Origin of the sequence: Saccharothrix longispora (genome assembly GCF_031455225.1) — a bacterium.
Classification (GTDB): Bacteria; Actinomycetota; Actinomycetes; order Mycobacteriales; family Pseudonocardiaceae; genus Actinosynnema; species Actinosynnema longispora.
In genome coordinates this window covers 1,281,943-1,305,571 of sequence record NZ_JAVDSG010000001.1, presented here as the reverse complement: position 1 = coordinate 1,305,571, position 23,629 = coordinate 1,281,943, and the positions used below count along the sequence as shown (strand labels likewise).

23 protein-coding genes are annotated in these 23,629 nt (G+C 76.2%); 11 read left to right on the top strand and 12 right to left on the bottom strand.

Annotated features, from left to right (window positions below; genetic code table 11):
* Window positions 1-176: 176 nt before the first annotated feature.
* On the top strand, window positions 177-371 hold the full coding sequence (locus tag J2S66_RS05800; RefSeq protein ID WP_310304685.1) for an RGCVC family protein: 195 nt from the start codon (window positions 177-179) through the stop codon (window positions 369-371).
* Window positions 372-390: 19 nt separating this feature from the next.
* Here J2S66_RS05800 and J2S66_RS05795 read toward each other — a convergent pair whose 3' ends face one another.
* The gene (locus J2S66_RS05795) at window positions 391-921 is read right to left on the bottom strand and encodes a hypothetical protein (protein WP_310304683.1); all 531 of its coding nucleotides are present in this window, start codon (window positions 919-921) and stop codon (window positions 391-393) included.
* 310 nt (window positions 922-1,231) lie between these two features.
* On the opposite strand from J2S66_RS05795, the gene J2S66_RS05790 reads away from it, so the two are divergent.
* Window positions 1,232-2,413 carry a trypsin-like serine peptidase gene (locus J2S66_RS05790; protein ID WP_310304682.1) on the top strand — a complete coding sequence of 394 codons (1,182 nt, stop codon included), beginning with the start codon at window positions 1,232-1,234 and terminating at the stop codon, window positions 2,411-2,413.
* 45 nt (window positions 2,414-2,458) lie between these two features.
* On the opposite strand, the gene J2S66_RS05785 is transcribed toward J2S66_RS05790, so the two are convergent.
* Entirely contained in the window at window positions 2,459-3,436 is a 978-nt protein-coding gene (locus tag J2S66_RS05785; RefSeq protein ID WP_310304681.1) for a LacI family DNA-binding transcriptional regulator, read from the bottom strand.
* A gap of 55 nt (window positions 3,437-3,491) precedes the next feature.
* Between J2S66_RS05785 and J2S66_RS05780 the strand changes: the two genes are divergently transcribed.
* Window positions 3,492-4,649 (top strand): MFS transporter, encoded by a 1,158-nt coding sequence (locus J2S66_RS05780; protein ID WP_310304679.1) that lies wholly within the window; start codon window positions 3,492-3,494, stop codon window positions 4,647-4,649.
* A gap of 16 nt (window positions 4,650-4,665) precedes the next feature.
* Here the strand turns inward: J2S66_RS05780 and J2S66_RS05775 are convergent, their stop codons facing one another.
* On the bottom strand, window positions 4,666-5,082 hold the full coding sequence (locus tag J2S66_RS05775; RefSeq protein WP_310304677.1) for a YkvA family protein: 417 nt from the start codon (window positions 5,080-5,082) through the stop codon (window positions 4,666-4,668).
* Window positions 5,083-5,683: 601 nt separating this feature from the next.
* On the opposite strand from J2S66_RS05775, the gene J2S66_RS05770 reads away from it, so the two are divergent.
* Entirely contained in the window at window positions 5,684-6,562 is an 879-nt protein-coding gene (locus tag J2S66_RS05770) for a coiled-coil domain-containing protein (protein ID WP_310304675.1), read from the top strand.
* A 77-nt stretch (window positions 6,563-6,639) separates the two neighbouring features.
* Here the strand turns inward: J2S66_RS05770 and J2S66_RS05765 are convergent, their stop codons facing one another.
* The 3 genes from J2S66_RS05765 to J2S66_RS05755 form a co-directional block, all read right to left on the bottom strand.
* Window positions 6,640-7,374, bottom strand: coding sequence for a polysaccharide deacetylase family protein (locus J2S66_RS05765; protein ID WP_310304673.1), 735 nt, complete (start codon window positions 7,372-7,374; stop codon window positions 6,640-6,642).
* 98 nt (window positions 7,375-7,472) lie between these two features.
* Entirely contained in the window at window positions 7,473-9,320 is a 1,848-nt protein-coding gene (locus J2S66_RS05760; protein ID WP_310304671.1) for a pectate lyase-like domain-containing protein, read from the bottom strand.
* A gap of 208 nt (window positions 9,321-9,528) precedes the next feature.
* On the bottom strand, window positions 9,529-11,106 hold the full coding sequence (locus J2S66_RS05755; RefSeq protein ID WP_310304669.1) for an FAD-dependent oxidoreductase: 1,578 nt from the start codon (window positions 11,104-11,106) through the stop codon (window positions 9,529-9,531).
* Between the two features lie 95 nt (window positions 11,107-11,201).
* Between J2S66_RS05755 and J2S66_RS05750 the strand changes: the two genes are divergently transcribed.
* From J2S66_RS05750 to J2S66_RS05740, 3 genes are read left to right on the top strand one after another with little or no spacing between them, the layout of a single operon-like run.
* Window positions 11,202-12,005, top strand: a complete 804-nt coding sequence (locus J2S66_RS05750; protein WP_310304667.1) for a carotenoid biosynthesis protein — start codon at window positions 11,202-11,204, stop codon at window positions 12,003-12,005.
* A 5-nt stretch (window positions 12,006-12,010) separates the two neighbouring features.
* Window positions 12,011-13,120: a glycosyltransferase family 2 protein gene (locus tag J2S66_RS05745; protein ID WP_310304665.1), complete on the top strand. Its 1,110-nt coding sequence runs from the start codon at window positions 12,011-12,013 to the stop codon at window positions 13,118-13,120.
* Window positions 13,120-14,580 carry a phytoene desaturase family protein gene (locus tag J2S66_RS05740; RefSeq protein ID WP_310304662.1) on the top strand — a complete coding sequence of 487 codons (1,461 nt, stop codon included), beginning with the start codon at window positions 13,120-13,122 and terminating at the stop codon, window positions 14,578-14,580. The genes J2S66_RS05745 and J2S66_RS05740 overlap by 1 nt, the downstream gene beginning before the upstream one ends.
* On the opposite strand, the gene J2S66_RS05735 is transcribed toward J2S66_RS05740, so the two are convergent.
* A complete protein-coding gene (locus tag J2S66_RS05735) occupies window positions 14,552-15,253 on the bottom strand; it encodes a CDP-alcohol phosphatidyltransferase family protein (protein WP_310304661.1) in 702 nt (233 codons plus the stop codon). The two genes, J2S66_RS05740 and J2S66_RS05735, sit on opposite strands and share 29 nt — an antisense overlap.
* A 56-nt stretch (window positions 15,254-15,309) precedes the next feature.
* Here J2S66_RS05735 and J2S66_RS05730 point away from each other — a divergent pair, with 56 nt between their 5' ends.
* The 3 genes from J2S66_RS05730 to J2S66_RS05720 all read left to right on the top strand — a co-directional run bounded on the left by J2S66_RS05730 (window position 15,310) and on the right by J2S66_RS05720 (window position 17,899).
* On the top strand, window positions 15,310-16,119 hold the full coding sequence (locus tag J2S66_RS05730) for a YhjD/YihY/BrkB family envelope integrity protein (RefSeq protein WP_310304659.1): 810 nt from the start codon (window positions 15,310-15,312) through the stop codon (window positions 16,117-16,119).
* A gap of 174 nt (window positions 16,120-16,293) precedes the next feature.
* Complete coding sequence (locus J2S66_RS05725) at window positions 16,294-16,830, top strand: RNA polymerase sigma factor (RefSeq protein ID WP_306746292.1); 537 nt, start codon at window positions 16,294-16,296, stop codon at window positions 16,828-16,830.
* The gene (locus J2S66_RS05720; RefSeq protein WP_310304656.1) at window positions 16,823-17,899 is read left to right on the top strand and encodes a CU044_5270 family protein; all 1,077 of its coding nucleotides are present in this window, start codon (window positions 16,823-16,825) and stop codon (window positions 17,897-17,899) included. The genes J2S66_RS05725 and J2S66_RS05720 overlap by 8 nt, the downstream gene beginning before the upstream one ends.
* 134 nt (window positions 17,900-18,033) lie before the next feature.
* On the opposite strand, the gene J2S66_RS05715 is transcribed toward J2S66_RS05720, so the two are convergent.
* The 5 genes from J2S66_RS05715 to J2S66_RS05695 form a co-directional block, all read right to left on the bottom strand.
* Window positions 18,034-19,509 (bottom strand): serine/threonine-protein kinase, encoded by a 1,476-nt coding sequence (locus J2S66_RS05715; RefSeq protein ID WP_310304654.1) that lies wholly within the window; start codon window positions 19,507-19,509, stop codon window positions 18,034-18,036.
* A gap of 138 nt (window positions 19,510-19,647) precedes the next feature.
* Window positions 19,648-20,118 (bottom strand): OsmC family protein, encoded by a 471-nt coding sequence (locus J2S66_RS05710; RefSeq protein ID WP_310304651.1) that lies wholly within the window; start codon window positions 20,116-20,118, stop codon window positions 19,648-19,650.
* Window positions 20,115-20,768 carry a GntR family transcriptional regulator gene (locus tag J2S66_RS05705; RefSeq protein ID WP_310304648.1) on the bottom strand — a complete coding sequence of 218 codons (654 nt, stop codon included), beginning with the start codon at window positions 20,766-20,768 and terminating at the stop codon, window positions 20,115-20,117. The genes J2S66_RS05710 and J2S66_RS05705 overlap by 4 nt, the downstream gene beginning before the upstream one ends.
* Window positions 20,769-20,968: 200 nt before the next feature.
* Window positions 20,969-22,471: a carboxylesterase/lipase family protein gene (locus J2S66_RS05700; protein ID WP_310304645.1), complete on the bottom strand. Its 1,503-nt coding sequence runs from the start codon at window positions 22,469-22,471 to the stop codon at window positions 20,969-20,971.
* Between the two features lie 96 nt (window positions 22,472-22,567).
* Window positions 22,568-23,188, bottom strand: coding sequence for a TetR/AcrR family transcriptional regulator (locus J2S66_RS05695; RefSeq protein WP_310304643.1), 621 nt, complete (start codon window positions 23,186-23,188; stop codon window positions 22,568-22,570).
* 67 nt (window positions 23,189-23,255) lie between these two features.
* On the opposite strand from J2S66_RS05695, the gene J2S66_RS05690 reads away from it, so the two are divergent.
* Window positions 23,256-23,627, top strand: a complete 372-nt coding sequence (locus J2S66_RS05690) for a GatB/YqeY domain-containing protein (protein WP_310304641.1) — start codon at window positions 23,256-23,258, stop codon at window positions 23,625-23,627.
* Window positions 23,628-23,629 lie beyond the last annotated feature (2 nt).

Sequence of the window (23,629 nt, the reverse complement as noted above, 5' to 3'; positions counted from 1 at the left end):
CGACCGTCGACGCTCGACAAACCCTCGGTGACCCGAGCGTACGCCCACCGACCGGCGTCGAGGACCCCTCGGAGTACTGTCGGTGGTACCGGGAGTTCCTCGCGCGTCCGTCGCAACGGACGCCGCTCTTGGCGCACTCCCACAGCGGTCGCCCGGCGACCGGGGACGGAGCCGACATGGCACCGGACACCATCCAGCAGCGGGTCGCGGAACCGAACGCGGCACGGCACACGGCACAGGGCGCGGTGGTCGTGTCCGAGGACGGCTGCGACGCCTGCGCCCACCCGCGCAGCGCCCACGACGCGCTCGGCACCCGCTTCTGCGCCGCCACGACGGCCACGGCGCTGACCAGGGGCTGCATCTGCGGCTGACCCGCGGACGCCGGGTGCCTCAGCGTCCGGCGAACAGCCCACCGGCGGAGGCGCCCGGCAGCGGGAGGCGCGCCCACCTGCGCACCCGCTCCCGGTAGAGCCTGCGGGTCAGCGGCCCGGTGAGCGCGGCCAGGACGTCGGACGCCGTGACGCGGGCGCCGAGGCGGAGCACCGACCGCAGGTGCGCGAGCGTCGTGCGCTCCGCGTCGCTGCCCAGCTCGAACCACCACCACCCGCGCGTCCCCGCGCCCCGCAGGGCGAACGCCAGGCGGGCGCGGCGAACGACGACGGGGTCGACGGGCGCGTCCACGTCGAACTTGCGGTTGACCGGGTCGGCGCAGAAGCGGTGCGCGAGCCGCTCCGCCCCGACCCGCGGGCCCGCGTCGGCCACCACGAGCGCGGCCGGGTGCCCGGCGGGCCACCGCGGGTCGGTCGCCAGTCCGCACCAGCGGCACGAGGGACCTTCCCCGGGGGACAGCACGCGTTCCGACGCGGCCGACAGGCGCGGGGGGACGGACGGGGCGGTCATCAGCCGGGCGGCGAGCTCCATGGCCGAACGCTACCGCCGCCACACGGCCGCCAGGCCCCGGCGGTTCAGGATTCGCCGCAGGTTCGGCAGAGGTGTTCGGCGCGGGTGATCAGCCCGCGCCCCCGGCCGACCGCTGGTCGTGATCAACTGGCCGTCCACCGCGCCGCGCGCGCCCCGAGGTGTGACAGCCGCCTTTCATCCACAGTGGACAATTCGACGGATCGCCTTCCCGGCCAGCGGGATTGCCGACGTTCGGCGGGCTGACACCGCCACCGGGGACCGCCATCATCACCTGTGGTAACCGTCCCTGCTCGGATTGTGAGGTGAGCCCGTGCGGAGAACCCTGCAACTCCTCGCGGCAACCCTGCTCGCGGCGCCCCTGGTCGTCGCACCCCAACTCATGACCACCCAGCTCGGCGCGCCGGTGCTCGCACCCCCTGCGAACGCGGCACCGCGGCACGTCGAGCAGACCCAGAAGGTCGGCCAGGACGAGGCCGTGTCGGTCGTCCTCGACGGCACGACCCCGTCCACCACCCTCCACCGACCCGGCTCGTGGTACCTCAAGGCGCACTTCACCGGCCTACGGCTGGTCGGCGGCGACGTCCTGGCGGTGTCCGACCCGACCGGCGCGGAGTCGTACCGCTACACCGCCGACGTGGCCGCGTCGGGCACCGCGACCACCGACGCCACCGGCTTCTGGGCCATGTCGGTCACCGGCGACACGGCCGTGCTCGCCCTGCGCGGCAAGGACGGCGGACCGGCGCACCCGGACAGCCGCGTGGCGCTCGACAAGGTCACCCGCGGGTACACCGACGCCGAGCTGTCCGCGGCGGCGGAGGTGGCGCCCAGGAGCATCTGCGGCGGCAACGACTACCGCGACGCCGTGTGCTACCAGTCGAGCAACCCCGCCGAGTTCGGCAAGACCCCGGCGGTGGCCAAGCTGCTGCGCAACGGCGGCTCGCTGTGCACGGCGTGGCGGGTCGGGCCGACCAACCGGATGCTGACCAACAACCACTGCTTCACCAGCGGCACCGGCATCGAGGTGTGGTTCAACTACCAGTGCCCGACCTGTGGCGGCACCGCCACCGCGGCGGTGACGAAGGTCCTCGTGTCGTCCGTGCTCCGGACGAACGCCGCGTTGGACTACACGCTGTTCAGCGTCACCAACTTCGCCTCGCTGGCGTCGTTCGGCTACCTGGAGCTCGACGCCCGCGTGCCCGCGGTCGGCGAGGAGATGTACGTCATCGGCCACCCGGCCGGGAAGCTCAAGAAGGTGTCGCTGCGCGACGACCAGAACGGCGGCGGCTACTGCGTCGTGTCCGCCGTGCGGGTCAACGGCAGCTCGTCCCAGTCGGACATCGCCTACCGGTGCGACACCGAGGGCGGCTCGTCCGGCTCGCCGGTGCTGTCCCGGCGGACGAACAAGGTCATCGGCCTGCACCACTACGGCGGCTGCCCGAACCAGGGCGTCCGGATCGACCTGGTGGCCGCGCAGATCAGCGGCCTGATGTAGTCCGCCCGGCGCACGGGGCGGTGCCCGACCGGCCGCCCCGCGCGTTCAGGCGCTGTCCCGGAGCACCAGCTCCGACGGGTGGAGCGTGAGCGGTTCCGCCGCGCGCCGGTCCAGGACCGCGGTCGTCGCACCCGCCGCGATGGTCTCGACCGGGTTGGTGGTCGTGGTCAGGGCGGGCCGGCTCAACGCCGCGAACGCGATGTCGTCGAACCCCGCGACCGCCACGTCGCCGGGCACGTCCACTCCCGCCCGGCCCAGTGCGCCCAGCGCGCCCAGCGCGGTCAGGTCGCCGAGCGCGAAGACCGCGTCGGTGTCCGGCCAGCGCGCCAGGACCTCCTCCGCCGCCGCCCCGCCACGCGCGGCCGTGAAGTCGCCCGGCACCGCGCGGACCGGGAGCCCCGCCTCCCCGACCACGCGGCGGTAGGCGTCGACGGCGCGGTCCGTGCAGGGCAGCCACGCCGGGCCGGTCACCATCGCGACCCGCCGCCGCCCGGCGGCCACCAGGTGCTCGACCACGCGGGCGGCTCCCGTGCCGTTGTCGACGTCGAAGGCCGGGACGCCCCGCGCGCCGACGCCGATGGCCGCGACGCGCCCGCGCGCCGACCTCGGCAGCACCGCCAGCGCGGCCCGCGTCGGGTTGACCAGGACGATCCCGTCGACACCGCGCTGCCCGGCGAGCCGCGCCAGCGCCGCCGGGTCGTGCAGGGGCACCCAGTGCAGCGACACGCCGACCTCGCGGGCGGCGGCGACCCCGGCCGCCGCGGTGAGCACGCGGGCCGCGTACGGGTCGTCGAGCACGTCGGCGGTCCACCCGCCCACCGCGACCGCGACCCGCGTGCCGCCGCTGCCGGCCAGGGTGCGGGCGGCGGCGTCGGGCACGTAGCCGAGTTCCCGGGCGGCGCGCGCGACGCGGCTCCGGGACGCGGGCGACGCCGGTCCCCGTCCGCTGAGCACGCGCGACGCCGTGGCCGTCGACACGCCGGCGAGCCGTGCCACGTCCTCCAGCCGAGCCCTCCCGACCACGCCGCCAGTCTGCCGGCCCTTGCGCTGGAAGCGCTTGCGGGCGTGGGGTTGCCCCGTGATCACCCCGCTGACCGACGTGCGGCAGGTCCGCGCCGCCTCCACCGCCGTCGCCGTCGTCTTCGGCCTCAACGGCTTCGCCCTCGCCTCGTGGTTCGCCCGCGTCCCCGCCGCGCGCGACGCGCTGGGCCTGGGCGCGGGCGGTCTGGGGCTCCTGCTGCTGGCGCTGTCCGCCGGGTCGGTGTCGGCGATGCTCACCGCGGGCGCGGTCGCCCACCGCCTCGGGGTGCGCCGCGCGGTGGGCTGGTCGACCGCGGTGCTCGCGGCGGCCCTGGTGGTGATCGGGTGCGCGGTGGGCGCGTGGCCGTCGGTGCCCGGGACGGCCGCGGGCCTGTTCGCCCTGGGCTACGGCTCGGGCGTGTGCAACGTGGCGATGAACGTGGAGGCCGCGGCCGTGGAACGGGCGCTCGGGCGCACCGTGATGCCCCGCTTCCACGGCGTGTGGAGCCTCGGCACGATCGCCGCCGCGGGTGCCGCCGCGGCGGCGCTGCCGGTGACCGCGCACCTGGCGGCGGTGGCGGCCACGACCCTGACCGGCACGGTCGTCGCCGCGCGCTCGTTCCGCTACGGCGGCGGCGCGCGGCGCGGCGCCGGCGGTGTCCTGGCCGCCTGGCGGGAACCGCGCACGCTGCTGATCGGCCTGCTGGTGCTGGTGCTCGCGTTCGCCGAGGGCACCGCGAACGACTGGCTGGCGGTGGCGTTCGTCGACGGCCACGCGTTCAGCCCGGCGGCCGGCGCGGTGGTGTTCGGCGTGTTCGTGACGACGATGACGCTGGGCCGCGTCGTCGGTCCGGCGGCCCTGGACCGCTGGGGCCGCGTGCCGGTGCTGCTGTGCACGATGTCGTCAGCTGTCGCGGGGGTCGCCGTCGCGGTGCTGAGCAACTCGCCCGCGCCGGCCGTGCTCGGTGTGGCGCTGTGGGGCCTGGGCACGTCCCTGGGCTTCCCGGTCGGCATGAGCGCCGCCGCCGACGGCGACCCGGAGCGGGCCGCGGCCAGGGTGGGCGTGGTGGCGCTCATCGGCTACACGGCGTTCCTCGCCGGCCCGCCGGTGGTCGGCCTGCTCGGCCACCACGTCGGCGTGCTGCGCGCCCTGCTGGTGGTGCCCGTCCTGCTCGTCCCGGCGCTGGCGCTGGTCCCGGTGCTGCGCCGGCGGTGACCGCCCGGCGGCCCCCTCAACGGCGGTCGAGGCCGGTGAGCCGGGTCAGGGCGGCGAAGCCGTCCTCGCTGCCGGGCCAGTGCCCGCGCACGGCGTCCAGGCCCGCCCTGCGCGCGACGCCGCGCAGCACGGCGGCGACCACGATCGCGTCGTCGGCGTACCCGAGGACCGGGATGAAGTCCGGCACCAGGTCGATCGGCGAGGCCAGGTAGACCAGCAGCAGCGCCACCCGGACCCGCACCCCGCGCGGCAGGTCGCGGTCGGCGGCGAGCCGCCGCACCAACCGCAGCAGGTCGGGCAGCAGCCGCAGCGCCTCCCGCAGCAGGGCGCCCCGGGGGCGCACCAGCACCAGCACCGCGACCAGGGCGAGCCACGCCAGGAGCAGCCCCGCCGCGACGCCGACCACGACGTCCCACCACACCGAACCGGTCACCGGCCCCTCCCCCACCCGACCGGCACGCAGTGTGCCGGCACCCGTCACCGCGACCGGGGTGGTGGTCCGCCGAGGTGCGACCGGGGGTCGTCCGGGCGCCGGGAGGCCCGGACGACCCCACCGCGCGATGACCGGAGGGGCACGTCCCGGCGGTCCGGTGGTGAGCGCTGGTGCGGGTGGACCCGGTGCGGAACCGGGCGCTGGTGCGGGCGCGGTGGTGCGGGCGGGTCCGTGGCTCCGGGGTTCCCGGACGGGCCTCGTCGGGTGAACGGCGGCTCGGGGGTGGCGCCGAAGTTGGCGTCCACGATCGCGGCGAACTCGGCGTCGAGCCAGGCCGGGTCGGCGAGGACCAGGTCGGCGAAAGCCGTTGCGCGCGTTGCGGTTCCGTTCACGTCGAGCACTCCGGGCAGGTCCACCAGGGTCGTTGACCGATGTATATTCCTTATAGGCACGGACGGGGGGTCCTGTCAAGACCGCCGCGGCTCCGTCCGAACGGGACGTTCGGCGGCCGTTCCCGCGCACCCGACCCGCCGCCGTGCCGCGAGATCGCCGACCCGCGCGGCCGTCCGCGGACCGCGCCCGAGCCTGGAGGGATGTTGTCGTGACGGCGGTGGACGCCCGCCCGGACCTGGTCCCGCTGCGGACCGACTTCGACGTGGTGTGGCGGGGCTACGACCCCGGGCAGGTGCGGCACTACGTGGAGAACGTGGAGGCCGACCTGCGGCTGCTGGCGGTGGACCGCGACGCGGCGGCGGCCCGCGCCGACGACGTGGCCCGCGAGCTGGAGCGGGCCCGCGCGGAGGTGCGCGCGCTGCGCGACCGGTTGGACCGCCTGTGCCGCACGCCGATCGACCCGGCCGCCCTCACCGAGCGCCTGCGGCGCCTGGTCGACCTGGCGCACGAGGAGGCGGCCGAGATCACCGGTCGCGCGAGGGCCGCGGCCGAGCAGCACTGGGCCACCGCGGAACGGGCCGCCGCCCGGCTGCGCGAGCGCTCGGAGCGCCTGGTGGCCGACCTCGACACCCGTCGCCGCGAGCTGGAGGCCGAGCACGAGGCCGTGATGCGGCAGGCGCACCAGCGGATCGCCGAGACGACGCGGGAAGCCGAGCGGCGCCGCCGTGCGCTGGACGAACGCGCCGAAGCCCTGCGCGTCCAGGTCCAGGAGGACTTCGAGACCGCCATGCGCGCCCGGCGGGCGGAGGCCGCGGCCGAGCTGGCCGACCGCGAGGCCGCCGCCCGCGCGGAGGCCGAGCGCATCGTCCGCGAGGCGACCGAGCACGCCGACCGCGTCGTGACCGAGGCCCTGCGCCGGGTGGACGAGCTGCGCGCCCGGCGGGCCCGCATCGCCGACGGCCTGCGCGAGGCGCAGCGCCTGCTGGCCGACGCCGACACCCTCCTGCGCCCGGACGCCCGACCCGCTCCGGTGAGCGGGGTCCCCGAGCCCGCGGCGCCCCCGGCGCCCGCGCTGGTCGCGGTCTGACGCCCCTTCCGCGCCGGCCCGCCCGAGCCTTCCCCGGCGGCCCGCCCCGCGACCGGAGGCGCGGGGCGGGCCGTCGTTCAGCCGCGCGCCGGGCCGAGCCGCAGCAGGTCCGAGACCGCGGCGAACCGGTAGCCGCGGGCGTGGACGCGGTCGATGAGGGAGCCGAGGGCCTCGCGGGTCGCGGCGCGGCTCTCGTACATGCCGTGCAGCAGGACGATCGACCCCGGTGCGACGTGCTCCGCGGTGTGGCGGGCGAGCGCCTCGGCGTCGTCGTCCGCCTCGGCCTCGGGCTCCACGTCCCACATGACCGTCGTGCGGCCGTGCTCGGACAGGTAGTGCGGGAGGGCGAGCAGCTTCTTGCCGTGCGGCGGGCGGAACGTGATCGCGCCCGCGTAGCCGGTTTCGCGGATCAGGCGGTCGGTGCGCTCGACCTCGTCGGCGACGAAGCCGGGCGTCACGAACACCATCCGCTGGTGCGAGTACGAGTGGTTGCCGATCTCGTGCCCGGCCGACGCGATGGCGCGCCCCAGCTCCGGGTGCGCCTCCAGATCGCGGCCGACCAGGTAGAAGGTGGCCTTCACGTCCTTCTCCGCCAGCACCGCCAGCAGTTCCTCCGCGCCGCCGGGCACCGGCCCGTCGTCGAACGTCAGCGCCACCACCCGCTCGTCGGTGGCCACGGCCCGGGTCAGCCCGCCGAAGAACTGGAACCCGCGGGCGTTGACGACCTCCAGCACGCCGAGGCCCGCCAACGGCAGCGCCACCACGACGGCGGCCACGACCACGACCCACCGGCGCACCCGCACACGTCGCATGGACGTGGATCTTCACCCATCGGGTGACCGGACGGGTGGCCGGCCCCGCCACCCGTCCGCACGAGGGGCGGCACCCGTCGGGCGCCGCCCCTCCCCGACTACGGCAGCGGGTACTCCGCGACGTAGACCGGGACGCCGATCCTCGTCGTGTCGGCCGCCTCGCCCACGCCGTTGACGACGTGGTCGATCGTGCCCGCGGCGAGGTTGACGGTCATGATGTGGCGCAGCTTCACGCCGGGCCGCTCCGGCACCTCGAACCCGTTCTCGGTGTGGATGGACGGGTTGTTCTGGTTGAACACGTACACGCCCGCGCCGTGCAGGGTGTGCGTGCGCACGTGGTCGCCGACCTTGTAACCCGCCCAGCCCTCGACGTCGCCCTTCATCCAGTCCGCCTGCGTCGGCGGGTCGTAGGGCAGCTCGTTCTGGTAGAGCACGACGGTGCCGCGCTCGCCGTTCCAGACCGTGTTGTGGCGCTGGAAGTGCTCGACGAACAGGCCGGTCGCGGTCACGTCGTCGCCGTTGACGACGACGCCCGTGCGGCCGGTGTTGGTGTTCCAGCGCTGCGTGTCGGTGAAGCCCTCCACGCCGTGGTCGGCGCGCCACACCCAGGTGTGGTCGATGAGCACGTGGTCGCTGTTGACCTCCAGCGCCGTGTCGGTCCTGCCGACGTGCGGCCCGCCGACCCGGAAGTAGACGTCGGACAGCGTGGTCGGGTTGTTCGGCGAGCTCCAGTTCAGGCCGTGCCGCTTGCCGACCCGCACCAGAACCGGGGACAGCGTCGTCCCGGCATCGACCGTGACGCCGGCGATGACGACGCCCGGCACGCCCGCGATGTCCAGCGGGATCGCGCCGTTCACGGCGGTGAGCGTGGCGTGGCCGATGCCGAGCACGACCGTGTCGGGGCGGCGGACCTCGATGCTGCGCGCGATGTCGTACACGCCGGGGGTGAGCAGCAGGTGCTTGCCGAGCAGCAGCGCGGCGTTGATCCGGGCCACCGAGTCGCCCGGCTTGGCGATGTGGAAGTCGCTCAGCGGGATCGTGCGGCCGGGCGTGGGGCCGTCGGCCCACGAGGTGCCGCTGGTGTTCTTGCGCGCCGCCGGGACGCGGACGTTGTACTTGCCCTTGGCGTCCACGAACAGGTAGGGCTTCTCGCGGCTCAGGGGGGTGGTGTCGAGCGTGGTGTACGGCGGGTCCGGGAACGCGGAGTCGTCCGGGGCGCCCTCGACGCCGGAGAACACCTGGTTCCACACGCCGTTGGACCAGCCGGCCACCTCGCTGTCGCGGGTGAGCCACTGCTGCTGCGAGCCGTTGGTGACGACGGGCAGCCGCGAGTCGGCGATGAACCCGCCGCTGGCGTACTGCGGGCCCGCGGTGCAGTAGTCCATCAGCGACAGCGAGCCGTTGGTGATGTTGAGCCGGCGCACCGACACGGCCTGCGACACCGCCCAGAAGTTGGTCGTGGAGCGGCAGCCGTCCTGGCCGGCGGCGTTGACGTTGACCGTCAGGTTGGACAGGGTGCGCCAGAAGTTGACCAGGGCGATGCAGTTGCCCGTGCCGTTGTCGGCGAGGCAGCGGTTGTAGACCTCGACCTTGCCGTTGATGACGACGTCGGTGGGCGAGGCGCCGAGACCCGTGATCTCGGTGTAGTAGCCCACCTTGATCTGGAGCGGCTGCTCGGCGGTGCCGTACTGGCCGGGCTTGAACAGGTAGGCGTACCGCTCGGTGCCCATCTCGTTGTCGACCTGGGCGGCGTGCGTGGCGTCGAGGGTCGCCTGGATCTCGGCCACCGGCATGGTGGGGTCGAACACCGTGACGTTGACGCCGAGGTCCGGCGTGCCGCGGCGGGGCTGGTCGGCGGACACGGCGGGCGCGACCGCCACGGCGGCCGTGGCGAGGGCGAGACCGAGGGCGAGAGCCCGGCCGGCACCTCGTCTGGAGTGGCGCATGATCGTCATTGACATGCCTCTGCTGAGGGTTGGACCGCCGGCCGCCGAGCAGTGAGAGCGCTCTCACCGACCCGGTGGCGATCGAGCGGCGACGGAGGGGGTTGGCTATTTCTACTCCGCGCCCCGTCCGAAATCCATGCCCGACCGGTGCGAATTCCGACGGGTGGGACCGGGTCGTCGACGCACCGTCACCCGGCGTGCGGGGTGGTCAGCCCCGCGCGCCGGCGCGGGCGCGGTGCGCGGCGCGGCGCAGCAGGGCGGAGCGGCCCCGGTTCGGCACCGTCCACAGGTCGTGGCCGCGCAGGCCCCAACGGCCGAGGAGGGCGTTGGCGGCCTGGAAGCCGGTCGTGGCGGCACGTTCCATCAGGGCGACCGGGAGGTCCACCCGCGCCAGGTCGCCCGCCACGACGAGCGTCGGGTCGGGCGTGGCCACGGTGGGGCGCGCGGTGAACGAGCCGGGCGCGAACAGGGGGCAGTCGGCGCTCAGCACGTGCTCCTCCTGCCGGGCCCCCGCGCCGGCCAGCTCCGGGTAGACCACGCCCATCTCGTGGAGCAGGGTGGCCACGACCTCGTCCTGGTCGCAGCCCTCGTCGAGGGCGTAGGCGTGCAGCTCCACCACGGAACCGCCGGTGCGGTCGCGGTAGCGGCGGGCCTCGTCCTCGAAGTGGTCCAGCACGCTGATGTTGTCCAGGTGGGCGAAGCCGCTGGTGCCGAGGAACGGCGCGCGGTCGGGCCGGGCGGGCCGGTCCAGCCACAGCCTGCTCACCAGGAACGGGGGCGTGGTGCGCAGGTCGGCCACCCCCGCCCGCCACGCCGCGGTGCCCAGGTCCGGTGAGGCGGCCACCAGCGCGCGCAGGCCGTTGACGTCCGCGGCGAGGACGAGGGCGTCCACGTCCTCGTCCCGGCCGGCCGCCGAGACGCGGTACCCGTCGGCGCGGCGGGCCACCCGGTCCACCGCGCTGCCGGTGCGCACCTCCACGCCGAGGGAGACCAGGTGCTCGCGCAGGGGGTTCCAGATCGCCGCCGGGTAGGCGTCGCGCGGCACGTCGAACAGCAGGCCCTCGCTGGAGCCGAGGAAGTAGATGTGGAACATGGCCACGAGTTCGGCGGCCGACAGCTCGGACGGGTGGGCGAAGAAGCTGCGGGAGAACACCTCGAACGCCAGGTGCCGGGCCGCGTCGGGGAACCGGATGCCGCGCAGGAACCCGTCGGCGTCCACGTGGTCCAGCTCGGCGTAGGTGCGCGGCAGCGACACGTCGAACAGCGCCGTGGCGGCCCTGGTGTCCATCCGCGCCACGTCCCGCAGGGTGAACGTCTCGCTGCGCAGCACGAACCCGGCCACGTTCCACGGCGGGGTCAGCGGCAGCCGCGCGAAGCTCTCGCGCGTGCCGTCGGCGTGCAGCAGCGGGTAGTCGGCCACCGGCCGGAACCCCGCCAGGCCGGGGTCCGCTCGGCGCAGCAGCGCGCGCAGGTTGTAGTACTGCCGGAAGAACGCGTGGAACCCGCGCGTCATCGTCTCCCCGGTGGACGTCGTCCACCCGCGCACCCGACCGCCCAGCTCGCCGTGCCGCTCGTGCAGCACCACCCGCACGCCCCGCTCGGCCAGCGCCACCGCGGCCGCCACCCCGGCGATGCCGCCGCCGACGACCGCGGCCCGGGGCGCCTCGCCGTCCGGCCCGGCCCGTCCCGGTCGGCCGGGCAGCAGGTGCGCGCGGCGGTCGCGGCCCGACGGTGGCGCCTCCCGGCCGGTGAGCAGGAACGGGGGCAGGCCGGGGAACGCGCTCATGTCGGCGATCCTGGCACCGCGGGCGTCACCCCGCCCGATGAGCGGCGACCGCGCTCGTCAAGCCCGATCGGGTGAGCGCTATTAGGGTTTTCCGCATGACGACGCGTGCGGCCCCCCGCGTACCCGTCCGCGTGCTCCCGGTCACCGCGTGGCTCCTCGGCGGCGGTGTCGTGCTCACCCAGATCGTGTACTCGATGACGGACCCCGCCGACCGCCTGCCCACCACGGTGCTCGCGGTCGTGCTGTTCTGCCTGGCCTCGGTGCTGGACGCGGCGTCGCGGCTCGGCGCCCGCGCCGCCGGGGTGCTGGTGGCGGTCGCCGGGGGCGGCGGTCTGCTGGCCGAGGCGGTGGGCGTGCACACCGGGTTCCCGTTCGGCGAGTACGCCTACACCGGTTCGCTGGGCGTCCAGGTGCTCGGCGTGCCGCTGGTCGTGCCGATGGCGTGGATCATGATGGCCTGGCCGTCGGTGCTGGTCGGGCGCGCCCTGGTCGGAAGCGGGCGCGCGCGGGGCCCGGCCTGGGCGGTGGTGGCGGTCGCGGCGTGGGCGTTGGCCTCGTGGGACGTGTTCCTGGACCCCCAGATGGTCGACGCGGGCCACTGGACGTGGGCGCGCCCGACCCCCGCGCTGCCCGGCGTGGAGGGCATCCCGCTGACGAACTTCGCGGGCTGGCTGCTGGTCGCCGTGCTGATCACCGGCGCCCTGCACGCCCTGCTGGACGACCCGGGACCGGACCTGCGCCGGGGGCCCGCGCCCGCGCTGTACCTGTGGACCTACGGCTCGTCGGTGTGGGCGCACGCCGCGTTCTTCGACCGGCCCGGATCGTCGCTGGTCGGCGGCCTGCTGATGGGCGCGGTCGCGGTGCCGTTCGCCGTCGCGCTGTGGCGGGCGCACCGGTGAGGGGCGTGCTCGGGGCGCTGGTCGCGGGCGGGTCGGCGGCGGCCGCGCTCGGGACGGCGCACGCCCTGGTCAACTCCCGCCTCGTCCGCACGCCCCCGGCGGACCCGCCGCCGTGCCGGGAGCCGGTGTCGCTGCTGGTCCCCGCCCGCGACGAGGCGCACCGGATCGCGCCGACGCTCCGGTCGCTGCTGGCCCAGCGGGGCGTGCTCGACCTGGAGGTGCTGGTCTGCGACGACGGTTCCACCGACGGCACCGCCGACGTGGTCCGCGCCGTCGCCGCGGGCGACCCGAGGGTGCGGCTGGTCACCGGCTCCCCTCCCCCTGCCGGGCTGCCCGGCAAACCCGCCGCCTGCGCGCGGCTCGCCGCCGAGGCGCGCGGCCGGGTGCTGGTGTTCGTGGACGCCGACGTGGTGCTCGCCCCGCACGCCGCGGCGGCCGCCGCGGACCTGCTGCGGTCGGCGGGGCTGGACGCGGTGTCGCCGTTCCCGCGCCAGTTGGCCGACGACCCGGCGACGCGCCTGGTGCAGCCGCTGCTCCAGTGGTCGTGGCTGGTGTTCCTGCCGCTGCGGCTGGCCGAGCGGTCGCCGCGCGAGTCGCTGTCGGCGGCCAACGGCCAGTTCTTCGTGGTCGACGCCGAGGCGCTGCGGCGCTGCGGCGGGTTCGAGGCGGTGGCCGACGCCGTGCTGGACGACATCGCGCTCATGCGGGCGGTGAAGCGGTCCGGCGGTCGCGGCGCGGTGGCGGACGGCAGCGGGGTCGCGGAGTGCCGCATGTACCGGGGCTGGTCGGAGGTGGCCGCCGGGTACGAGAAGTCCCTGTGGGCGGCCACCGGCGGCCCGGTGGGCGCGGTGCTGCTCGCCGCGGCGCTGGCCTGGGTGTTCGTGCTGCCGCCGGTGGCCGCGCTGGTGGGCTCGCGGGTGGGCCTGCTCGGCTACGCCGCCGCCGTGGCGGGCCGCGTCGTGACGGCGCGGCGCACCGGCGGCCGGGCGTGGCCGGACGCACTGGCCCACCCGGTGTCGGTCGCCGCCCTGCTGCGGCTGCTGGCGCGGTCCTGGCGGGCGCGGCGGGCGGGCACGTTGACCTGGAAGAACCGGCCGCTGCACGGGAGCCGCTGATGGCCCGGGTCGTCGTGGTGGGCGCGGGCATGGGCGGGTTGGCCGTCGCCGCGCGACTGGCCGCCACCGGGCACGACGTGACCGTGCTGGAGCAGTCCGGCACGCACGGCGGCAAGCTGGGCGAGCTGCGCCGCGACGGGTTCGCCTTCGACACCGGCCCGTCGCTGCTCACGCTGCCGCACGTCTACCGCGACCTGTTCGCCGAGACGGGGGGCGATCTCGACGCCGCGGTGGACGTCGTGCCGGTCGAGCCCACGTGCCACTACCGGTTCGCCGACGGGTCCGAAGTGGACGTCCCGCACGACGCGGCGGCCGTGCCCGCCGCGCTGGAGGCCGCGCTGGGCGGCGGCACCGGGCGGCAGTGGGCGGAGTTGATGGCCGACGCCGCCCGGCTGTGGGACCTGGTGGGCGAGTCGGTGCTGCAACGCCCGTTGAACGGCGTGGGCGACCTGCTGCGGCGTTCGGCGAGCGTGCGCGACCTGTGGGCGCTGGCCCCGTGGCGGACGCTGCGCACCGTGGGCCGGCGGCTGTCCGACCCGCGCGCGCGGGTGCTGCTCGACCGCTACGCCACCTACAGCGGCTCGGACCCGCGTCGCCTGCCCGGCCTGATGACCGTGGTGCCGTACGTCGAGCAGCGCTTCGGCGGCTGGTACGTGCGCGGTGGTCTGCGCAGGCTCGGCGACGCGCTGGCCGCGCACTGCGCCGGGCTGGGCGTGCGCTTCGAGTTCGGGGCCCGCGTCACGCGGGTCCACGCCGCGGGCGGCGGGGTGACGTTGGAGGGCGGCACGACGGTGCCCGCCGACGTCGTGGTGTCCGACGCCGACGCCCGGCACCTCTACGACCACCTGGTCACCGACCGCCGGGCCCGCGCACCGCGCCGCGCCCTGGCCCGCGCGGTGCCGTCCCTGTCGGGGTTCGTCCTGCTGCTGGCCCTGCGCGGCCGCTCGCCGCGCCCGTACCACCACCGCGTCCTGTTCCCGGCCGACTACGACGCCGAGTTCGACGCCCTGTTCGGCCGCGACCCGCGCCCGGTGCCCGACCCGACGGTCTACGTGTGCTCCCCGGACGACCCCACCGTCGCGCCCGAGGGCCACGAGGCGTGGTTCGTGCTGGTCAACGCACCCCGCCAGGGCCAGGTGGACTGGACCGCACCCGGTCTGGCCGACCGCTACGCCGACCGCGTGCTGACCGTGCTGGCCGAACGCGGCCACGACGTGCGCGACCGGGTGCTGTGGCGCGAGGTGCGCACCCCTGCCGACTGGGAGCGCGACACCGGCTCGGTCGGCGGCGCGCTGTACGGCTCGTCCTCCAACGGGGCCCGCGCCGCGCTGCTGCGCCCGGCCAACCGCAGCCCCGTCCCCGGTCTCCACCTGGTCGGCGGTTCCGCGCACCCCGGCGGCGGGCTGCCGCTGGTGGCGATGTCCGCCAGGATCACCGCGGAGGCGATCGGTCCGGCGTGACGTCCCACGTCCGCCCGCGCAGCTCCCGGCGCAGCGCGACCGCCAGGTGCGCCCCGCCGACCACGGCCGTCGCGGCCCACAGCACCAGGCACACCGCGCCCCACGACCAGCCCGTCCACGGCGTGCCGCCGGGCCACGCCCCGGCACCGAGGCACGCCACCGCCGCGACGACCACCCGCGTCGGCCGCTCGGCCGCCGTGATCGCGCCCGCGCCCACCAGGCCGACGCCCTGGGCGCGGGCACGCGCGTACTCGTGCAGGAACACCGACGCCCCCACGGCCGCCGCGAGCCAACCCGGACCGCCCAGCACGACCAGCAGCACCACCAGGCACGTGTCGGCGACCCGGTCCCCCACCGCGTCCACCACCGCGCCGAGGGGACGCGCCCGCCCGGTGCGCAGGGCGACCGCGCCGTCGACCCCGTCGAGCAGGCCGGACAGCACCACCAGCGCGCACGCGAGCAACGCCCACCGGCCACCCGCCAGCGCCACGCCCACCGCGCCCGCCGCCGTCACCACGCCCGCCGCCGACAGCACGTCGGGCGGCACCCGGTGCACGCGCCCGGCGAGCACGTGGACCAGTCCGATCCAGCCCACGGCGAGCCGGTTGCCGGACACGTCGTGCCCGTGCAGCCGGGACCAGCCCTCCACCTCCGACGAACGCGTTCCGTCCACCACGTCACCGTATGGCGGACCGTGTGCCGTCGCCCGTTGTGGGGTACACCGCGATCATGCGAACAGCCCGTGCGGTGCTGCGCCACGCGCTGACCGCGCTGCGCGGGCGCGACCTGGCCCTGTGGGCGGCCGGGATCACCTTCTTCGCCGCGCTGGCCGTGGTGCCGGTGCTGCTGCTGGCGTTGCGCGGCGCGGCCGTCCTGTTCGGACCGGAGCTGGTCGACGACGGCGCGCGCCTGCTGGGGGATGCCCTGCCGGACGCGCAGCGGCCCGCGTCGGCGGTGCGGGCGCTGACCGACGCGGCGCTGGGCGCGTCCTGGCCCGTGCTGCTGTCGACGCTGCTGCCCGCCAGCCTCTACGGCGAGGGGCTGCGCCGGGGTCTGCTCCAGATCGCGGGCCGGCCGTCCGGCGCGAAGACCGGGTGGCTGGGCCGGGTCGGGTTCCTGCCGGTGCTCCTCGCCGCGCCGCTGCTGATGGCCGCCCCGCTGGCGGTGGCCCCCTCGGTCGCCCCCGACTACCGGGCGGGCGGCTGGTCGGCGGTGTGGGGCGTCGTGGTGTCGTTCCACGTGGACTGGGTGGTGCTGTCGGTGGCGCTGTGCCTGGTGTTCCTGGCCACCGGGCCGAACCTGCTGCCGCGCGCGGTCGCCGTCGTGGGCGGGTTCTGCGCGGGCGCGGTGCTGACCGGTTTCCTGCACGGCTTCCTGCTGTTCCTGGCCATCCCGGTGGACTGGGCGTTCCCGTTCGCGGGGTTGCGCGCGGTCGGCGCGGTCGCCGCGCTGGGCTTGTGGCTCTACCTGCTGCACGTCATCCTGCTCCTGGCCTACCGGTTGCTGCTGAGCACGCACGCCGTCCTGCGCGACCGGTGACGGCGCCGGCGGTCGAGCCGCACCGCTGACCTGCTCCGACGCCGGTGGTGCGGGGCGTCGGGCGTTCCGGGGTCGACGACGTCGGAACCGGTCCGGGAACACCGCGGGCGTCGAGCGGCAATCAACTGCGTGCGAATCGAGAGCGCCCCGGCGGCGCAAAGAGGGAGTCCCCCGGTGGACGGACCCGGGACGGGCGGTCTGGACGGCCCCGAGGCGTTGGCCTCCTGGTACGACGCCCACGCCCGGCCGCTGCACCACTACCTGGCGCGGCGCGCGGGGACGCAGGTGGCCGACGACCTGGTGGCGGACGTGTTCCTGGTCGCCTGGGAGCGGCGGGCGAGCTTCGACCCCGGCCGGGCCGGGCCGCGGGCGTGGCTGTACGGCATCGCGACCAACCTCCTGCTGCGCCACCGGCGCACCGAGGAGACCCGGTTGCGGGCGTGGGCGCGTGACGGCGCCCGGCGCTCCACCCAGGACGAGGTGGCCCACCGGGCGACCGAGAGCGTCGACGCGGACGTGCGCGTGCGGCGGATGGCCGAGGCGATCTCCGGGCTGCGCGCGGAGGAGCGCGACGTGCTGCTGCTCGTGGCGTGGGCCGGGCTGACCACGGCGGAGATCTCGGAGGCCCTCGGGGTGCGGGAGCAGACGGTGCGGACGCGCCTGCACCGGGCCAGGACGAAGCTGCGGACGAAGGAGGCGCTCGATGGGTGACGACGAGTTGGACCCGGTGGTGCGGGCCGTGCGCGCGGATGTCGCGCCCATGACCGAGGAGGACTTCGCCGCCACCCGGGCGAAGGTGCTGGCCCTGGCCACCAGGCCGCGGACGGCGGACCGGCCGGCCGGGCAGGCGGCGATCGGACAGGCGGCGGTCGGACAGGCAGCGGTCGGGCAGGCGGCGGGGCGCTCCCCGCGGCGCTGGTGGGGCGTCGCGGCGGGCTTCGGCGTGCTGGCCGCCGCCGGGGTGCTGGCCCAAGCGGTGCTGGGCGGGCCGGCTCCCGCGACCGCCGAGGCCGCGCGGGCCATGACCGGGGCCGCCGACGCCATCACCACCAGCGACCCCGTGCTCGGCCCGGGCCAGTACCGGTACACGGTCACGCGCGGGCGGTCGGCCGTGCTCCAGGACGCCGGTGACACCCGGTTCCGGTGGCTCGACGAGGAGGTGCTGGAGAGCTGGACGCCCGCCGTCGAAGGTGAGGAGTACCTGGTCAGGCCCCGGGAGACCGATCGGCGGGACTGGTTGGTCGGCACGGAGGAACAGGCCCGCGCCGCCGGGGTCCGGTTGGAGCCGACGCCCCAGGCGGAGGTCCGCGGGCGGTGCGACCGGACGTGCCGGGAGGAACCGGGCACGTGGCAGGCGCCCAACGAGAAGTTCCTGACCGGACTGCCCCGCGAGCCGGAGCAGCTCCTGCGCCGCCTGCTCGACGACAGCCGGGGACGCGGGTCGAGCGAGAGCCAGGAGGTCCTGGTGTACGCCGCCGACCTGCTGCGCAGTGGACGGGTGCCGGCGGACCTGCGGGCCGCGCTGTTCCGGGCGCTGGCGCTGTTGCCGGGCCTGGAGGTCGCCGACCGCTCGGCAAACCTCGACGGCCGGAAGGGCGTCGCCCTGGCGGTCACCGACGGCGAGGCGCGGCAGGAGGTGATCGTCGACCCCGCCACCGGCGAGTTCATCGGCGAGCGCCGGGTGCTGACCGAGCCGGACGACTCGCTGCCGGCGGGCACGGTCGTGTGGTCCAGCTCGGTGGAGACGGCGGTCGTGGACGGGCTCGGCGCACGCCCCTGACCCGCGCACACCCCTGACCCGGACGGCCGTGGTCACCGGACCGGTGACCACGGCCGTCGCGGAGGAACCTCGACGCCGGCCGGGTCGAGCCGGTCGTCCCCGCGGGCGGGCGCGCCGGCGCCCCGTGACAGGGGTCAGGGCAGGGTGTCGACGGGCGAGCCGGGCGTGCTCACCTCGGACTGCCCGGTGCCGGACTCCTCGGTGACCGGGGGGCTCGGCTCCGGCGCGTCGGTGGTGGGCTCGGGCACGTCCGACGACGTCGGGGGTTCGCTGCTCCCCGGCTGGTCCGGCGTGGAGGACGGCTCCCCGGACGGCTCGCCGGAGGGCTGCGGGGCGGGCTGCGGGGCGGTGGTGGTCGGCTGCGGCTGCGCCTGGGTCGTGTCCACCGGCGCGGTCGCCTCCTCCGTCACGACGGTGCTGGGGGCGACCACGGCGTCGGGACCTGCGTCCTCCTGCCCCCCGACCAGGGAGTGCACGGCGGGTTCCGGCGCGGGCGTGCCCGGCTGGGTGGTGCCGGTGCCCCGGTCGGTGGCGTCGGTCGGCGTCGAGGTCGCGGGGTCGGCGCCCGGCAGCACGGCCAGCGTGATGGCGAAGGCGCCCACCAGCGACGCCGCCGCGGCGAGGAGCTTGGTCTTCGGCAGGTGCCACGCGGTGACCGACCGCGCGGGCATCGTCCGCTCGGCCGCACGCGACGCCCGCTCGGCGGACGGCGTGGTCCGCTCGCCGGGACGGGCGGGGAGCACGGCCAGCCCGGCGTGGAGTTCGGCGACGTGCACCGGCAGGTCTTCTCCCCCGTGCAGCTCCCGCGCGCACTCCTCCGCGGTGGGCCGCCGGTCCGGGGTCAGGTCGGTCATCGAGGTCAGCAGGGCGGCCAGGTCGGCGGGCACCTCCGGCGGCACCGCGGGCGACCGGTGCAGGCGGGCGACGGCGGTCTCGACCTCGCTGCCCTCGTACTCGCGCCTGCCGGTGAGGCATTCGAGCAGGACCAGGCCGAGGGCGTAGACGTCGGCGGCGTGGCCGACATCGGTGCCGAGCACCTGCTCGGGGGCCAGGTAGGCGGCGGTCCCGATCATCTGGTCGTCGCGGGTGAACCGCGTCGTGCCGGCCAGGTGCGCCAGGCCGAAGTCCGCGAGGTACGGCTGGCCGGCCTCGTCGAGCAGGATGTTCGACGGCTTGACGTCGCGGTGCACCACCCCGTGGGCGTGCACGTAGGCCAGCGCGGCGGCCAGGGTCGCGCCGAGCCGCCGCACGTCGTCGGCGGGCAGGGGCCCGTTCGCGACGAGGTCGCGCAGCGTCTGCCCCTCGACCAGGTGCAGCACGACGAACGGCGTGCGCCCGCTCGTGCCGGCGTCGTAGACGCGGACCAGGCCGGGGTGGGAGAGCCCCGCCAGCGTCCGCACCTCGTTGTCGAACCGCCGCGCGGCGTCGAGGTCGTCGTGGGGGCGGAACACCTTGATCGCGACGTGGCGCCGCAGCAGCACGTCCCACCCGCGGTGGACGTCGGCCATGCCGCCCGCGCCCACCGCCTCGTCCAACCGGTACCGACCCGCCAGCAGTTCGGCGGCGGCGAGCGGGTTCGCCGTCGCATCCTCCGGACCTGGGATGTGCACACCACCGTGTGCCCAGGTCGTCGCCGGCGCAAACCAGCCCGACCGTCTCGACAGGGGCGTCGGGGATCACTCCCGGCGATCCCGGCGGGCGCCGGCCGTCAGGAGCGGGGTGCGATGACCGGGGCGAACACCGGCGCGTCAGGCGTGCGCGACCACCGGCAGGTGCCGGACCGGGAAGGCGACCGAGTTCGCGATGAAGCACGCCCGGTGCGCCTGCTCGTGCAGCGACCGCGCCCGCTCGACCATGCCCGGTTCCGCGACGACCACCTCGGGCCGCAGCACGACCTCGGTGAACCGGCCGCCGCCCCCGGGCTCCTCGCGCATCACCCCGCTCGCGGAGTCCGCGTACCCGGTGACGACCACGCCGTCGCGGGCGCACAGGGCCAGGTAGCTGAGCATGTGGCACTGCGACAGCGAGGCGACCAGCAACTCCTCCGGGTTCCAGCGGTCGGGTGTGCCGCGGAACGCCGGGTCGGCGCTGCCGCGCAGCGGCTCCCTCCCGTCGACCAGCACGTCGTGGTCGCGGCCGTAGTCGCGGTAGCGGCTGGTGCCGGAGCCGGTGTCGCCGGTCCAGCGCACGGTGACCTCGTAGTGGTGTTCGCCGTTCACTCCGGTTCTCCTCCGGGCTGGTCCGACAGGGTGGCCGCGGTGGCCAGGACGTGGTCGCGGGCGTGCGCGGAGGCCGCGTCGGGGTCGCCCGCGGTGATGGCCGCGATGAGGTGGCGGTGCTCGTCGTCCACGCGCACCGGCCTGGCGGGGGTGCCCGGCGCGGTCAGCGAGGCGCGGGTGGACACGACGATCTGGTCCCAGATCCGGTCCAGGACGCCGAAGGCCACCGGGTTGTCGGCGAGGGCCGCGACGCACCGGTGGAACGCCCGGTTGTGCCGGGTGCCGGCGAGCAGGTCGCCCTGCCGGGTCGCCCGGTCGGCCAGGTCCGCGTGCTCGGCGAGCCGGTCGAGCGAGGCCGGCGACAGCTCGCCCGCCCGTTGGCGGCGCGCGGCGAGGTCCGCGGTCAACGCCTCCAGCGAGGCGCGCACGAGGTAGGCGTCGAGCAGCGCCTTGCCGCCCAGCTCGACCACGGTGACCCCGCGTCGTGCGGCGCGGACCAGGCCGTCGCTCTCCAGGCGGCGCAACGCCTCGCGCACGGGGGTGCGGCTGACCCCGAGCCGGTCGCACAGCTCCTGCTCGGCGACCGGCCGCCCGGCCGGGTACGCGCCGAGGACGATCAGGTCCCGGAGTTCGTCGTAGACCGACTTCATCACCCCTCCTCGTATGCAATGTATACAAGGAGGGCGGACCGTGTCGACGGCCGACGAGGCCGGCCGCCGGCAGCAGCAGCGCGGACGGGAACCCGCGCAGGGTCCCGGACCGCTTGGTCGTGGTGCACTCCCCCCTCGGCCCCCACCCGGACCTCGCCCGTCCACGTCGACGCGGCCGAGTCGGTCGGGGACGTCGGCGCTCAGGGCAGGCGGGCCCAGAAGTCGAGGCGGTGGTCGGCCGCGTAGTCCGCGCCGCCGATCCGGTCGGGGGCCAGGGACTGGACGTGGCCGGTGCGCAGGCCGGGCCAGTCCGGCAGGTCCGGGTGGGCCGGGTCGCCGTGCGCGGCGAACGCGGTCCAGTACCGGTTCACCCGCTCGGCGAACCCGCGTTGCGCCGCCGACAGCGGCGGGCCGCCGGGGAGGTCGAACTGGTAGGCCAGCTCGGCGGCGTGCTGGGCGCCGGGCGGCAGACCGGGCAGCGGCACGGGTGGCGGGGCGTCCGGGTCGGCGAACTCGTAGCACCAGGTGTCGGTGTGCGCGGCGAGCACCCGGCCCAGTTGCCAGGTGGGCCACGCCCAGGCCCGGTCCGTGCAGACCCGCGCCCAGGCGAGGCCTGCTGTGGCGAAGCGGGTGAGCGGGTAGCGGGCGGCGACCTCGTCGGCCGCGTCGCCGAACGCCTCGGCCAGCAGTCGGGGGTAGTCCCGCGCGGTGACCGGGTTGCCGACCAGGTCGGCGAACACCGCGACGAAGAACCTGGCCTCGTCGCACGTGGCGCCCAGCAGGACCGGCACCCGGTGGAAGCGCCCGGCGGGCAGCGCGGTCGCGGGCGACTCGGGCAGGACGTGGCCGCCGAAGGCCGGGCGGATGAAGGCGTCCGACGCCTGGAGCAGGTCGGCCACCGGGAGGCGGCGGAGTCGGGCGAGTGCGGCGTGCGGGTCATCGCCCGGCGCCGTCCAGCCGTGCTCGGCGGCGGTGGTCGCGCCGAGCCGGTCCAGCTCGTCCGCCGGGGTCCACATCGGCGGGAGCGCCGGGACACCGGGGATGAGGGTGTGCGCGGGCGTGGGGGCGAGCACGGCGAACGCGCTCTGCAGGATCGCGCGGTGGAACAGGCCGGCCGACGCGGGCGCCACCAGGTGCGCCGCGACCACGAGCGCGCCGTGGGACTCCCCGGCCAGGGTCACGTTCGCCGGGTCGCCGCCGAACCGCGCGATCTCCCGCCGCACCCAGCGCAGCGCGGCCTGCTGGTCCTGGAGGCCGAAGGTGCCGCCGTCGGCGAGCCCGGGGTGGCCGAAGCAGGCGAGCACGCCGAGCCGGAAGCGGGGCGTCACGACGACGACGTCGCCGGTGGTCGCGAGCCGCCCGGCGTCCCGGGTCGCGGTGCCGTTGGTCCCGCCACCGCCGTGCAGCCACACCAGCACGGGACGGCCGGTGGTCGGGGTGTCGGGCACGGTGACGTCCAGCGTCAGGCAGTCCTCGTCGGTGGAGGTGACGTGGGCGAACGACCGGGTGGGCTGCGGCGCGTCCGGGCCGGGCGTGGTCGCGTCCCGGACACCGGACCACGGCGCGACCGGCGCGGGGGCGCGCCACCGCCGTTCCCCGACCGGGGGCGCGGCGTAGGGGATGCCCCGGAACGAGAGGTGCCCGTCGAGCCGGAGGCCGCGGACCTCTCCGCCGCCCAGCCGCACGGTGTCGGGCGGGCTCATCGGACGTGCCGCCCGGCGCGGAGTTTTGACAATACGATCATATTGCCAACCTAGCAGCACGATGCCGCTGCGGGTGAGCGGATTCCCGAGGGGAGGTCAGTCGCGCGCGCCGGGGCGCCCGGTGAACACCGAGTCGACGACCCCGCGCAGCACGTCGCGCGCGGGGAACGCGTCCGCGCCGGAGAGCACGAGCTGGTCGGCCAGGCCCTGCACGGCGGCGAGCACGGCGCGGGCGGCGAGCGCGGCGTCCGCGCCGGGGTCGACCTCGCCGCGCGCCACACCGCCGCGGATCACCGCCGCGACGTACCCGAGGAGGTCGCCGCCGGCCCGCCGGGCCACCTCGGCGAGACCCGGGTCGTGCAGCGCCTGCGCCTGAAGACCTTGCCGGACGCGGTACTCGACGTCCCGCTCCGCATCGAGCGGCAGCAACTCCACCAGGCTGTCGAGCAGCACCTCGGCGGCCGGGAGGCCGGCGGCCTCGCCGTTGCGCACGCGGACCCGCACCCGCTCGCCCAGGCGGCCGGTGGCGTCGTCGTAGGCGAAGCGCAGCAGCACGTCCTTGCCGGCGAAGTAGTGCTGGATGAGCCCCACCGAGACACCCGCCTCGGCGGCCACCCGCGCGAAGGACGCGGCGGCGAACCCCTCCGCGGCGAGCAGGCGCTGGAACGCCCGCGCGATCTGGGCGCGACGCTGGTCGTGATCGGCGAGTCGCGGCACTCCGCTACCATACAGCCGTACTGGCACCGTCGTCCGACCGGCGCCACCCGGACCAGGAGACCGAGCCATGCGCGCCAGCCTGCGTGACAGCCTCACCGCGGCCCTCAAGTCCCGAGACCGCGTCGCCGTCGCGGCGCTCCGCTCGGCCCTGGCGGCGATCGGGAACGCCGAGGCGGTCCCGGTCGACCGGCCGGCCGACGGCGTGCCCGCCGACGTCACGGGCAGCGAGCACGTCGCCGGGGCCGCGGCCGGCCTCGGGGCGGCGGAGGCGGAACGCCGCCACCTCACCGAGGCCGACCTGCGGTCGATCGTGGAGGACGAGGTGCGCGAGCGCTCGGTCGCCGCGCTGGAGTACGAGCGGCTGGGACGCGACGACCTCGCCGAACGCCTCCGCGCGGAGGCCGAGGTGCTCGGCAGGCACCTGCGGCCGGCGCCCTGAGG

Coding starts and splice junctions, on each gene's coding strand:
- J2S66_RS05750 (WP_310304667.1), top strand. CDS start 11,202: ATGACGACGCGTGCGGCCCCCCGCGTACCCGTCCGCGTGCTCCCGGTC.
- J2S66_RS05765 (WP_310304673.1), bottom strand. CDS start 7,374: ATGCGACGTGTGCGGGTGCGCCGGTGGGTCGTGGTCGTGGCCGCCGTC.
- J2S66_RS05700 (WP_310304645.1), bottom strand. CDS start 22,471: ATGAGCCCGCCCGACACCGTGCGGCTGGGCGGCGGAGAGGTCCGCGGC.
- J2S66_RS05705 (WP_310304648.1), bottom strand. CDS start 20,768: ATGAAGTCGGTCTACGACGAACTCCGGGACCTGATCGTCCTCGGCGCG.
- J2S66_RS05730 (WP_310304659.1), top strand. CDS start 15,310: ATGCGAACAGCCCGTGCGGTGCTGCGCCACGCGCTGACCGCGCTGCGC.
- J2S66_RS05720 (WP_310304656.1), top strand. CDS start 16,823: ATGGGTGACGACGAGTTGGACCCGGTGGTGCGGGCCGTGCGCGCGGAT.
- J2S66_RS05755 (WP_310304669.1), bottom strand. CDS start 11,106: ATGAGCGCGTTCCCCGGCCTGCCCCCGTTCCTGCTCACCGGCCGGGAG.
- J2S66_RS05740 (WP_310304662.1), top strand. CDS start 13,120: ATGGCCCGGGTCGTCGTGGTGGGCGCGGGCATGGGCGGGTTGGCCGTC.
- J2S66_RS05800 (WP_310304685.1), top strand. CDS start 177: ATGGCACCGGACACCATCCAGCAGCGGGTCGCGGAACCGAACGCGGCA.
- J2S66_RS05795 (WP_310304683.1), bottom strand. CDS start 921: ATGGAGCTCGCCGCCCGGCTGATGACCGCCCCGTCCGTCCCCCCGCGC.
- J2S66_RS05690 (WP_310304641.1), top strand. CDS start 23,256: ATGCGCGCCAGCCTGCGTGACAGCCTCACCGCGGCCCTCAAGTCCCGA.
- J2S66_RS05760 (WP_310304671.1), bottom strand. CDS start 9,320: ATGCGCCACTCCAGACGAGGTGCCGGCCGGGCTCTCGCCCTCGGTCTC.